We start from the raw sequence: 11,181 nt of genomic DNA on the forward strand, positions 1-11,181 counted from the left end.
GAGTCCCCGCCCATGAACCCCTCAGGCGCCGTGCTCATTGTCGATGACGAATTGCGGTCGCGGGAATCCGTGCAGCGTGTGCTGGCGGAGGAATTCGACGTGCTTTGCGCCGCCAATGCGCGCGAGGCCGAGGCGGTGCTGGCCGGCGATCTGGTGCAGGTGATCCTCTGCGACCAGCGCATGCCCGGCGAATCCGGCGTCGATTTTTTGCGGCGCGCGCGCGAGACCTGGCCCGATCCGGTGCGCATGATCATCTCGGGCTTTTCCGAATCCGAGGATATTATCGCCGGCGTCAACGAGGCTGGAATCTATCGATACATCACCAAGCCCTGGCATCCGGAGAAGTTGCTCGAATGCGTGCGCGACGCGGTCAAACTCTATCGGATGCAGAAGGAGCCGGGCGGAGCGGGAAGCGACGCCAAGCCCTCGCATGAGACGCTCAACCGCGTGCTGGCCGAGCGCCGGCGCGAACAGCGGCGGCTGTTCGAATTCGACCGCATCGTCCATGAGCCGGACGGGCCGATGGTCGAGACCTTGGCGCTGGCGCGCAAGGCCACGCAATATGATATTTCGGTGCTGATCACGGGCGCTTCCGGCGCCGGCAAGGAATTGCTGGCGCGCGCCATCCATTTCGGCTCCGCGCGCGCCGACAAGGCTTTCGTGGTCGAAAATTGCGGCGCTTTGCCGGATGAATTGCTCGAAAGCGAATTATTCGGCTGCAAGAAGGGGGCCTATACAGGGGCCTATCAGGACCGGATCGGCCTGTTTGAACTTGCCGATGGCGGCACCATCTTTCTCGATGAAGTCGGCGAGACCTCGCCGGCCTTTCAGGTCAAATTGCTACGCGTGCTGCAGGAGCGCGAAATCCGCCCGCTCGGCGCCACAAGGCCGCGAAAGGTCGATGTCCGCGTCATTTCCGCGACCAACCGCGACCTCGAAATCGAAGTGCGCGAGGGGCGATTCCGCCGCGACCTCTATTATCGCCTCAACGCTTTTCCCGTGCATCTGCCGGCGCTGGCCGAACGTCCGGGCGATATTCCAAAAATCGCCGGCAGCCTGTTGAAGGAGGTCAATCGCGCTTTCCGGCGCAAGATTGAGGGCTTTGCGCCCGAGGCGACGGCGCGGCTGGTCGCCCATGACTGGCCGGGCAATGTCCGCGAATTGCATAATGAGATCCAGCGCATGGTCGCCATGTCGGAAGACGATGCGCCGCTCGGGGCGCATCTGCTTTCCGCGCGCGTGGCCGCGACTTTGCGCGCCAATGGGGGGGCGCCGCCCAAAAGCCTGCCGGAGGAAAGCTCGTTTGGCGAAGGCCTGCTGAAGGACCGGGTCGAGGCGCTGGAACGCGCGGCGATCGCCAGAACGCTTCGGTACCATTGCGGCAATATCAGCAAGGCGGCCGAAAGCCTCGGCCTGTCGCGCGTCGGCCTGCGCGCGAAAATCCAGCGCTACGACTTGCGCCGGGACGCCGGCCATGACGAATAAGCGCAGGGCGAGGCCGGAGAATATTCTGTCGCTGGCGGGGGCGGGCGCGCAATCGGCGCTGACCGACGATCAGGAATCCGTGTGGAGCGAAGTCGTCAAGCGGGTGGACGAGGTCTATTCCGATCTATTGCGCTACGAGGCCGATCTCGAAAGCAAGAACGCCGAACTGGAGGAAGCGCAAAGGTTCATCTCCAGCGTCATCGCCTCGGTTTCCGATATTCTCGTCGTCACCGACGCCGCCGGTCGCGTTATCCAGGCCAATCCGGCTTTTGTGGCGCTGCTCGGCCGCGACGAAAAGGCCCTGGTGGGCGAGCCGCTGCTCGACCGGATGGTCGCCGAGGATCGCGACAAGGCGCGGCTATTCCTGTTCGCCAGCGCCGGTCTCGGCAAGGCGGGAGATTGCGATCTGCGTTTTCTGACCGCACGCGGCGAGTCCGACGTGATGGCGATCAGCTTCTCGACCCGTATCGACCATGCGGGCCATTGCGTCGGCGCGGTGCTGACCGGGCGGCCGATCGGCGAATTGCGCCGCGCCTATCAGGCCTTGCACGGCGCCCATCTCGAATTGCAGCAGGCGCAACGAAAACTGATCGAACAGGAGAAAATGGCCAGCCTCGGGCGTCTCGTCGCCGGCGTGGCGCATGAGCTGAACAATCCGATCAGCTTTGTCTACGGCAATATTCATGTGCTCGACCGCTACCGGCGCAATCTGACGCACTATTTCGCCGAGGCCGAGAGCAGCGACGAAGACCCGGCGCAATTGCGCGCAAAATTCCGGATCGACTCCATTCTCAAGGACCTCGCGCCCCTGATCGAGGGCACGCTGGAGGGGGCGAAGCGGGTTTCGGAAATCGTCAAGAATCTGCGCCGGCTGTCGTTCAATCGCGCCCATGAGACGCAGCAGATCGAACTGGAGCGCATTATCGTCATGGCGACGCAATGGGCGGCTCGGGCCAAGAAGAACCAGGCGAAAATCGACATCGAGGTCGCTCCCGGCCTGGTCATGCGGGGCAATGAGGGGCAGATTCACCAGATCGTGGTCAATCTGATCGACAATGCGATCGACGCGGTGCGCGGCGAGCGCGATCCTCATGTCGAAGTCTGGGCGGGGATCGTCGCCGGCGAAATCGAGATTGTGGTGTCCGACAATGGCGCCGGCATAAGTTCGGACGCTTTGGACAAGATGTTCGAGCCATTTTTCACCACCAAGACTGTGGGCGAAGGCACGGGTCTCGGACTGTGGATCTCCTATTCCATCGCCCGCGAGCATGGCGGCGCGATCGCCGCCGCCAATCGCCCGGAAGGCGGCGCCATCTTTACGGTGCGCCTGCCGGTCGGGGGCGAGTGAGTCAAAGCCTTCGCAAGGCCGGATTTTTTTCCGGCAATTGAAATAGCCTTCTGTCGAAGGACAGATATAGTGCGGCTTTGAAACCTTGGGCGGCGCGGGATTTTCCTGTTCCGGGCAGATGCGGGACTATCTTGGTGGATATTCTGGAGGTTTTTACGCAACCGCAGGCCTGGATCAGCCTGCTGACCCTGACAGCGCTGGAAATTGTGCTGGGCGTCGACAATCTGGTCTTCGTCGCTGTGGCGACGCAGGGCCTGCCCCCGGGGCAGCAGGCCAAAGCGGCCCGTCTCGGTCTTGCGCTGGCGGTGGTGTTCCGACTGGCGCTGCTGAGCGCGATGTTCTGGCTGGTGCATCTGAACCAGCCACTGCTGACGGTTTACGGCCTCAGCCTTTCCGGGCGCGACGTCATCCTGGTGGCCGGCGGCCTGTTCCTGCTGTTCAAGGCGACCGAGGAAATCCACAATGAAATCGACGTGGACGAAGAAGAGGAACATTCCGGCAAGCCACGGAGTTTCTGGCGCGCCATCGCCACGATCGCGCTGCTCGACATCGTCTTCTCGATTGACAGCGTACTGACGGCGATCGGCATGGCCGACCATCTCGAAGTCATGGTTCTGGCGGTGATCATCGCGGTCGGCATCATGATCTGCGCCGCCGCTCCGGTCAGCCGCTTCGTCGAGCAGCATCCCACCGTCAAGATGCTCGCCTTGAGCTTCCTGCTGCTGATCGGCATGACCCTGCTCGCCGATGGGTTCGGCTATCACATTCCCAAGGGATTCATTTACGCCGCCATCAGCTTTTCGCTGGTGGTGGAAGGGCTCAACCAATGGGCGCGGCGCAACCGCGTCCGCGCGCGGCAGGGAAGGCTCCGCGCGCGCCGCGAGCCTGAACAGGAGCGCCGCGAACCGGAAACGGAATGAATCGCGCGGTTTTTGCCCGACATGGCCCGTTCCAAGAAAAACCTTGGCGCGGAAGCGCGGCTTGGTTATAACAAGCGCAAATGGGGCGCGTGGCCGAAAGGTCCCGCGCCGCCTTTCTTTTCACCAGCCGCCCAAGCCTCGTCAAAAAGGCGGCGGGGGACGATTCGGGACCGACGATGGCCAATCCGTTCAAATTCTTGCAGGAAGTGCGCGCCGAGGCCGACAAGGTCACCTGGCCGACGCGCCGGGAAACCCTGATCACCACTGGACTCGTCGCGCTGATGGTGGTGATGGCCGCCTTGTTCTTCGTCGCCGTCGATCAGGTCATCAGGCTCAGCGTCGGCTTCATCCTCAGCTTCGGGCATCAATAAATCTCTCCGGTCCGCCCTTGCGAGGGCGGGCGTTCATTCAAGCTTAACCATTCTCTCCGTGGAAAAATTCATGACCAAGCGGTGGTATATCGTCCACGCCTATTCGAATTTCGAGAAAAAGGTCGCGGAAGCGATACGGGAGGGCGCAGCGCAGCGCGGCCTGACCGAAAAATTCGACGAAATCCTTGTGCCGACGGAACAGGTCGTGGAAGTGCGGCGCGGCCGCAAATTCAATTCCGAACGCAAGTTTTTCCCGGGCTATGTGCTGGTCAAATGCGACCTGTCCGACGATGTGTTCCATCTCATCAAGAACACCCCGAAAGTTACCGGCTTTCTCGGCTCCGACAACAAGCCCCAGCCCATTCCCGAACATGAGGCCGACCGGATCAAGGGTCAGGTGGCGGAAGGCGTCGATCGCCCCAAAACCACGATTTCGTTCGAGATCGGCGAAAAGGTTCGGGTCAACGACGGTCCCTTCGCCTCGTTCGAGGGGCTGGTCGAGGAAGTCGACGAGAGCCGCTCGCGTGTGAAGGTTGCGGTGTCGATCTTTGGCCGCGCCACGCCGGTGGAACTGGAATATGGCCAGGTCGACAAGATCGTCTGACGGCTTTTCCCGGCAATAGGGTAGACAACCGCAAACGCGGACGAACAGGCCGGCTTGTCCGGCCTTTCGTGTTGCGGTGATCGAAGGGAGACACCATTTCTTTCGGCCTCGCCGGCATGATGTAACGGCAGGACTGAAGGGGCTCTGACCTCATGCGTTCCGGTCAGGCGCGAATGAGCCGCCGCGCTTAAGCAAGGGTTTTAACAATCGCGGCGGGTCGCGATTGGGGAGACTTGGGATATGATGGAAACGCACGCAAAAAACAGCGGCAAGTGGAGGAAGACATGAGCGGCAAGAACATTTTGATGATCGTTGGCGACTTCGTCGAGGATTACGAGGTCATGGTTCCGTTTCAGGCGCTGCTGGCGGTCGGCCATCGCGTCCACGCGGTCTGCCCGGACAAGACGGCGGGCGACGTCATCGCCACGGCAATCCATGATTTCGAGGGCCAGCAGACCTATAGCGAGAAGCGGGGCCATAATTTTGCGCTCAACGCCAGCTTTGCCGATATCAAGCCGGAAGCCTATGACGCCCTGGTGATCCCGGGCGGACGGGCGCCGGAATATTTGCGGCTCGACGAACGCGTTCTCGAGATCGTCCGGCATTTCTTCACCGCCAACAAGCCGGTTGCGGCGATCTGCCATGGCGCGCAGCTGCTGGCCGGCGCCGGCGTGCTGAAGGGACGCCGGTTGTCGGCCTATCCGGCCTGCCGACCGGAAGTCGAGCTGGCGGGCGGAATCTTCGCCGACATCGCGATCGACGCCGCCGTGACTGATGGCAATCTCGTTTCAGCCCCGGCCTGGCCGGCCCATCCGGCCTGGCTGGCGCAGTTTCTAGCTCAGATCGGCGTCTCGATCGGACGCGCCGGGATCGACGCCGCCGCCTGAAGGTTTGCGGCCACTAATCAAAGCGGCGCGGGTTTTAAAAAAGCCTGCGCCATCCTGGATTTCCCTTATCTCCTGTCCGCTTCGCGGGCCTTTCGATCATGGCGGGTCGATCGGTCGGCTGTTGCGAGACACCGCGCGGCGCGGCGGGGTCGGGGCCGCGATATAATGTTCGAGCCTCGCGCGCGACGGAACGACCACGCTGCCATATTTCATTTCGATCAGGCCTTTTTCGGCCAGCGAACGCAGCAGGCGGCTGACCTTCTGCCGCGAGCCGAAGCCGAACTGGCTGATATGGGTCTGGGTGACGGCGGTGGGTTGGCCCTCGCGGGCGATGGAGCAGGCCTGCGAAGAGGCGAGCAGCAACAGATAGACGAGGCGCTTTTCCGGGCCATAGGCGGCGAACGACAGCATCCAGCCGGTAAGGAAGCGGGTCCATTCGCCGACATGTTCGATGACCTGTCGCAGCGCCTCGGGATGATGGCCCAGCGCCTTCTGCACTTCGCGGCAGGGAAAGGCGACGAAAGTGGCCGGGGCGGAACTCCACAGGTCGTGCACCAAAGGTTCGCTGCTGAAACAACCGAGCCAGGTCGCCCAGCGGCCCGCGAACATCGGCAGCGCGGAAAAGCCGTCCTCTGCGGTGGTCAGGACGAGATCGACGCCGCCGCTGAAAATATAGCGTAGATATTCCGGTGTTTCGCCGCGCAAGGTCAGCAGCGTCCGCTCCGCGTAATGCTCGATCCGCGCCTTGCCGGCGAGCTCGCGCATTTGCTGCTCGCCCAGCGTCGCGAAGACGCTGCATGCCTTCAAAATGGCGATCGGGTCCGGTTGAGGGCGGTTCATCGGGTCGTCGCCTGGATCAAATTCGCGCGAGAAGCGCGCACGCCGCTGGTTTCATGTTTAAATGTTCCCTTCCTAACATTCGTCGGGATCGATCTGGGTTATTTGCAGGAGTGGCGCCAGTTCCGACAAGTCAGCCTAAAGGCAAAGGCCTCGGCGGGATTGCTTCCTCCAGTTTCATTTTCTTCGCAGAGAGTTAAGGCTTATGAAAGATTTGGCTGGCCGCAGCGCCGAAAATGACGATGAAACAAACGTTTTGCTCGATACCGTCATTGCCGCGCATTATCTGGCGCTGCAATTGCGACGATTGCCGGAAGGCCGTGCTTTTCGCGGACGCGAGGCGACGGAATTCCTCGCCGCCGCCTTGACCGAATGGGCCCGGCTGGCCGAGGACGACATCATCGCGCCGCAAGGCGGTTTCGCACAACCGGCGTTCTGCGCGCGCCAGTGAAAGGCGCAGCGCCGCAAGGTGGAAGACGCCCCCTGGCCGCCGCCCGAATCCTTTTGTTGCGTCGGCCCGGCCGGGCGCGGTAGACTCGCAATGTTCGACCGCGCGAAGGATGTTGGCTGTCGGAGTTCGGGGCCATGGGCATGATGACACGTCGCGGTTTCGCCTCCTGCGCGCTCTGCGCCCTGACCGGGTTGGCAGCCCCGACGCTCAGGGCTGAAATGCCGCAGCCGGCGGGGCTCAGACGCAGGATTTTGCAGCGGATCGAAGGGCCGACCCCCGATTTTGAAACCATCATCGCGCTGGCGGAGATCGAACCCGGCTTTCACGTGCCGCGCCACATTCATCCCGGCATCGAGTCCGCCTATATTGTCGAAGGAGGAGCCGTTTTGTCGGTCAACGGGCTCGAAGACCGCGCCGTTCAGGCGGGCGACACGTTGCAAGTCGCCGCACGTACGCCGCATCAGTTGCAAAATGGCGACAAGCCGATGCGGATCGTCTCGACCTATATTCTCGAAAAAGGCCAGCCGATCTCGCTGCCCGCCTGAGCTTATGGCAAGATTCCGTCGCGAAGCCATTGCCAAGTCGTCGAAAGACGTATAACCAGTCCAAGTCTTCTTCGAAGACGCATATGCGGGAGGTTTTCCGGTCGCCAGCCGGGCAAAAAACCGCACCGCAACTGCAACCCGCGCGGGACGGAAAAGTCCGTTTCCCGCGCATTTTCGTTTTGGCGCTTTTCGTTCACGCGGAAAGGGCCGGAATGGAAAAACCCTAATGGGAGCAGCCTAAATGGCAAAGAAGATCACGGGTTACGTGAAGCTTCAGGTTCCGGCCGGCGCGGCGAATCCGTCGCCTCCGATCGGTCCCGCGCTCGGACAGCGCGGTCTGAACATCATGGAATTTTGCAAGGCGTTCAACGCCAAGACGGCGCAGATCGAGAAGGGGACGCCGATCCCCGTCATCATCACCGCTTATGGCGACCGCAGCTTCACCTTCGAGATGAAGCAACCGCCGGTCACGTTCTTCCTGAAAAAGGCCGCCGGCGTAAAGTCCGGCTCCAAGACGACGGGCCGCGGCTTCGTCGGCAAGGTCACCCGCGACCAAATCCGCGAAATCGCGGAAAAGAAGGCGGCTGATCTGAACTCGCATTCGATCGAATCGGCCATGGCGATGATCGAGGGCTCCGCCAGGTCCATCGGTCTTGAAGTGGTGGGGTGAGACCATGAGCGGCAAGAGAATCGTCAAGGCCCGCGAGGGCATCGAGCGCACTAAGCTTTATCCGGTCGCGGATGCGATTAAACTGGTGCGCGAACGCGCCAGCGCCAAATTCGACGAAACCGTCGAAATCGCGCTCAATCTCGGCGTCGATCCCAAGCACGCCGATCAGATGGTGCGCGGCGTTTGCAACCTGCCCAACGGCACCGGCCGCACCCTCCGGGTTGCGGTTTTCGCCCGCGGCGCCAAGGCCGACGAAGCCAAGGCGGCGGGCGCGGACGTGGTCGGCGCGGAAGAACTGGTCCAGGCCGTACAGGGCGGCACGATCGATTTCGATCGCTGCATCGCCACGCCCGACATGATGCCGCTGGTCGGCCGTCTCGGCAAGGTTCTGGGTCCGCGCGGCCTGATGCCCAACCCGAAGGTCGGCACCGTGACCATGGACGTCGCTTCCGCGGTCGCCGCCTCCAAGGGCGGCGCGGTCGAGTTCCGCGTCGAAAAGGCCGGCATCGTTCAGGGTTCGGTCGGCAAGACCTCGTTCGGCGAGGAAAAGCTGGCGGAAAATATCGCCGCTTTCATCGACGCCGTGGTGAAGGCTAAGCCGGCGGGCGCCAAGGGGACCTATCTCCAGCGCGTCGCCTTGTCCTCGACCATGGGCCCGGGCGTCAAGGTCGACCCGGCCACCATCGCCGTGGCGCAGCACTGATTTCACGGCTGCGCGCCCCTGCCCCCCCTTGCCGGGCGGCGCGATTTTTGATCGCGCCGCTTGACAATTTCAAAAAAATCGTATCGTCCCCCTTGGCAGGGGCGGCGATAATGTCTACAAACACTCTCCCGGTTGCGAGAATCGCCGCCTGCTCCCGGACTTTTCAGCTTCAAAGCGTCCGTCCTCAGGAAGAATATGCGTTTGAACCAATGTTTGGAGCGTTGGCGGCCTCAGGCCGGCGCCGCTTGCTCAATTGTTTGCCGCAACTCGGGGACTAGAGATTTTGATTTCATGCGAGAAGTCCGAAAAATTTAAAGCTTCCGTCGGGATGGAGCCGCAAGGCTGCGTCCAAGGCGGTGGATAGGCCGGAAAGTTCGCTTCGCCTCGCCGCGAAGACCGGGTTTCCGGCCATGTCCTGTCCGAGACTGCCGGCGTTTTTCGCGCAAGCGAAAGACTTAATTATTCGCCAACAACGGGTTTTCCTCCGCTGGATGACCGGTTTCCTGGCGGGTGGCCAGCATAGACGGGGAAAGACCGGATTACTGGAAGCCTTGCGGCTTCCGGCGTTGTTTGGTTCGAACCCTCTGATCCAATGAGCGGCCTTGCGCCGATCAAAGGGGACAGGCGCTTCGGCGCCGCCAGGGTTACGTCTTGAAACAGGCTTGACGTTTGGCGGCATGTCGGCAACCGGCGAAGTTGAAAACTTCGCCTATTGAAGTGAGAGCACTGTGGACAGAGCGGAAAAGAAAGAAGCCGTCGCCACCCTGCATGATGTCTTCGACAAGACATCGGTGGTGGTGGTGGCGAAATATTCCGGCCTGACCGTGGCGCAGCTGCAGAACCTGCGCAAGCAGGCCCGCGCGGCTGGGGCCAGCGTCCAGGTCGCGAAAAACCGCCTCGCCAAGATCGCCCTCGAAGGCACCAGCGTCGCCGCCATCGGCTCCCTGCTCAAGGGACCAACCCTGATCGCCTATTCGGACGATCCGGTGGCAGCGGCCAAGGTCGCGTCCGGTTTCGCCAAGGATCATGACAAGTTCGTCATCCTCGGCGGCGCAATGGGCGCGACGGTCCTGAACCCGGAAGGCGTCAAGTCGCTTGCGACCATGCCCTCCCTCGATGAATTGCGCGCCAAGCTCGTGGGCCTCATCCAGGCTCCCGCGACCAAGCTCGCGCAGCTCTCGACCGCTCCCGCCGCCAAGCTGGCGCGCGTGTTCGGGGCCTATGCCAACAAGGATGCGGCCTGATCGAGGTCAGGCTTTTCACACCCAACGAACCAAACGTAAAACGTACAGGAAGTTATCATGGCTAATCTCGAAAAGATCGTTGAAGACCTGTCGGCGCTGACCGTGCTGGAAGCCGCCGAACTCGCCAAGCTGCTCGAAGAGAAGTGGGGCGTTTCGGCCGCCGCAGCCGTTGCCGTCGCCGCCGGCCCGGCCGCCGCCGCCGCCGCCGCTCCGGTGGAAGAGCAGACCGAGTTCACCGTCGTTCTGGCCGCCATCGGCGACAAGAAGATCGAAGTCATCAAGGAAGTTCGCGCCATCACCGGCCTTGGCCTCAAGGAAGCCAAGGACCTCGTCGAAGGCGCTCCCAAGCCCGTCAAGGAAGGCGCCACCAAGGAAGACGCCGCCAAGATCAAGGCCGCTCTGGAGAAGGTCGGCGCCAAGGTCGAGCTCAAGTAAGTTTGACGTCATTGCGCGAAAATTCGGCAATCTGAAATGGGCGGTCCCGGAAGCTTTCCGGGGCCGCCGAAACCCGTCGCGGCGCTTTTTCCCGGGCCGGGGCGATGTGAAGAGGCGTTGGACGTCTTTTTTGGGAATTCTGGCGCGGAGCTGATTCCGCGCCCCCCGGCTTTCGCCGGGGAGGCGAGCGGCTTTTCATAAGGCCAGCCTATTGATGAGGGTGCGAGGAGCGATATGGCGCAAACGTTCACCGGCCGGAAGCGTGTCCGCAAATTCTTCGGTCATATCCGCGAAGTCGCGGTCATGCCTAATCTGATCGAAGTGCAGAAGGCGTCCTACGATCAATTTCTGATGGTTGACGAGCCCCAGGGCGGGCGCGCCGACGAGGGTTTGCAGGCGGTGTTCAAATCGGTGTTCCCGATTTCGGATTTCGCCGGCGCCGCCTTGCCGGAATTCGTCAAATTCGAATTCGAGCCGCCGAAATATGACGTGGACGAATGCCGCCAGCGCGGCATGACCTTCGCCGCGCCGCTGAAAGTCACGCTCCGCCTGATCGTGTTCGATCTCGACCCCGACACCGGCGCCAAGTCGGTAAAGGACATCAAGGAGCAGGACGTCTACATGGGCGACATGCCCTTCATGACGTCGAACGGCACCTTCATCGTCAATGGCACCGAGCGC

General features: G+C 62.0%; 13 protein-coding genes and 1 pseudogene. 13 read left to right on the forward strand and 1 reads right to left on the reverse strand.

Features of this window, described 5'->3' with window-relative positions; translation table 11 throughout:
- Window positions 1-12 precede the first annotated feature (12 nt).
- The 6 genes from QZY01_RS19435 to QZY01_RS19460 all read left to right on the forward strand — a co-directional run bounded on the left by QZY01_RS19435 (window position 13) and on the right by QZY01_RS19460 (window position 5,615).
- On the forward strand, window positions 13-1,485 hold the full coding sequence (locus QZY01_RS19435; RefSeq protein ID WP_294540485.1) for a sigma-54 dependent transcriptional regulator: 1,473 nt from the start codon (window positions 13-15) through the stop codon (window positions 1,483-1,485).
- Window positions 1,475-2,833, forward strand: a complete 1,359-nt coding sequence (locus QZY01_RS19440; RefSeq protein WP_294540487.1) for an ATP-binding protein — start codon at window positions 1,475-1,477, stop codon at window positions 2,831-2,833. The genes QZY01_RS19435 and QZY01_RS19440 overlap by 11 nt, the downstream gene beginning before the upstream one ends.
- Before the next feature lie 134 nt (window positions 2,834-2,967).
- Window positions 2,968-3,753, forward strand: a complete 786-nt coding sequence (locus tag QZY01_RS19445) for a TerC family protein (protein WP_342394916.1) — start codon at window positions 2,968-2,970, stop codon at window positions 3,751-3,753.
- 176 nt (window positions 3,754-3,929) lie between these two features.
- Window positions 3,930-4,124: a preprotein translocase subunit SecE gene (gene secE, locus QZY01_RS19450; protein WP_294540509.1), complete on the forward strand. Its 195-nt coding sequence runs from the start codon at window positions 3,930-3,932 to the stop codon at window positions 4,122-4,124.
- 70 nt (window positions 4,125-4,194) lie between these two features.
- On the forward strand, window positions 4,195-4,728 hold the full coding sequence (gene nusG, locus QZY01_RS19455) for a transcription termination/antitermination protein NusG (protein ID WP_294540489.1): 534 nt from the start codon (window positions 4,195-4,197) through the stop codon (window positions 4,726-4,728).
- 284 nt (window positions 4,729-5,012) lie between these two features.
- The gene (locus QZY01_RS19460) at window positions 5,013-5,615 is read left to right on the forward strand and encodes a DJ-1/PfpI family protein (protein WP_294540491.1); all 603 of its coding nucleotides are present in this window, start codon (window positions 5,013-5,015) and stop codon (window positions 5,613-5,615) included.
- 96 nt (window positions 5,616-5,711) lie between these two features.
- On the opposite strand, the gene QZY01_RS19465 is transcribed toward QZY01_RS19460, so the two are convergent.
- On the reverse strand, window positions 5,712-6,455 hold the full coding sequence (locus tag QZY01_RS19465) for a Crp/Fnr family transcriptional regulator (RefSeq protein WP_294540493.1): 744 nt from the start codon (window positions 6,453-6,455) through the stop codon (window positions 5,712-5,714).
- A 202-nt stretch (window positions 6,456-6,657) separates the two neighbouring features.
- On the opposite strand from QZY01_RS19465, the gene QZY01_RS19470 reads away from it, so the two are divergent.
- The 7 genes and pseudogenes from QZY01_RS19470 to QZY01_RS19500 all read left to right on the forward strand — a co-directional run.
- The gene (locus QZY01_RS19470; protein WP_294540495.1) at window positions 6,658-6,903 is read left to right on the forward strand and encodes a hypothetical protein; all 246 of its coding nucleotides are present in this window, start codon (window positions 6,658-6,660) and stop codon (window positions 6,901-6,903) included.
- 140 nt (window positions 6,904-7,043) lie between these two features.
- Complete coding sequence (locus QZY01_RS19475; RefSeq protein ID WP_294540497.1) at window positions 7,044-7,448, forward strand: cupin domain-containing protein; 405 nt, start codon at window positions 7,044-7,046, stop codon at window positions 7,446-7,448.
- Between the two features lie 241 nt (window positions 7,449-7,689).
- Window positions 7,690-8,118: a 50S ribosomal protein L11 gene (gene rplK / locus QZY01_RS19480; RefSeq protein ID WP_294540499.1), complete on the forward strand. Its 429-nt coding sequence runs from the start codon at window positions 7,690-7,692 to the stop codon at window positions 8,116-8,118.
- Between the two features lie 4 nt (window positions 8,119-8,122).
- The gene (gene rplA, locus QZY01_RS19485; RefSeq protein WP_294540501.1) at window positions 8,123-8,821 is read left to right on the forward strand and encodes a 50S ribosomal protein L1; all 699 of its coding nucleotides are present in this window, start codon (window positions 8,123-8,125) and stop codon (window positions 8,819-8,821) included.
- 728 nt (window positions 8,822-9,549) lie between these two features.
- On the forward strand, window positions 9,550-10,065 hold the full coding sequence (rplJ, locus tag QZY01_RS19490; RefSeq protein ID WP_294540503.1) for a 50S ribosomal protein L10: 516 nt from the start codon (window positions 9,550-9,552) through the stop codon (window positions 10,063-10,065).
- A 57-nt stretch (window positions 10,066-10,122) separates the two neighbouring features.
- The gene (rplL, locus tag QZY01_RS19495; RefSeq protein WP_294540505.1) at window positions 10,123-10,500 is read left to right on the forward strand and encodes a 50S ribosomal protein L7/L12; all 378 of its coding nucleotides are present in this window, start codon (window positions 10,123-10,125) and stop codon (window positions 10,498-10,500) included.
- A 234-nt stretch (window positions 10,501-10,734) separates the two neighbouring features.
- Window positions 10,735-11,181 (forward strand): annotated as a pseudogene (locus tag QZY01_RS19500) (DNA-directed RNA polymerase subunit beta); the annotation flags it as partial.

The organism is uncultured Rhodoblastus sp. (assembly GCF_903903185.1).
Classification (GTDB): domain Bacteria; phylum Pseudomonadota; class Alphaproteobacteria; order Rhizobiales; family Beijerinckiaceae; genus Rhodoblastus.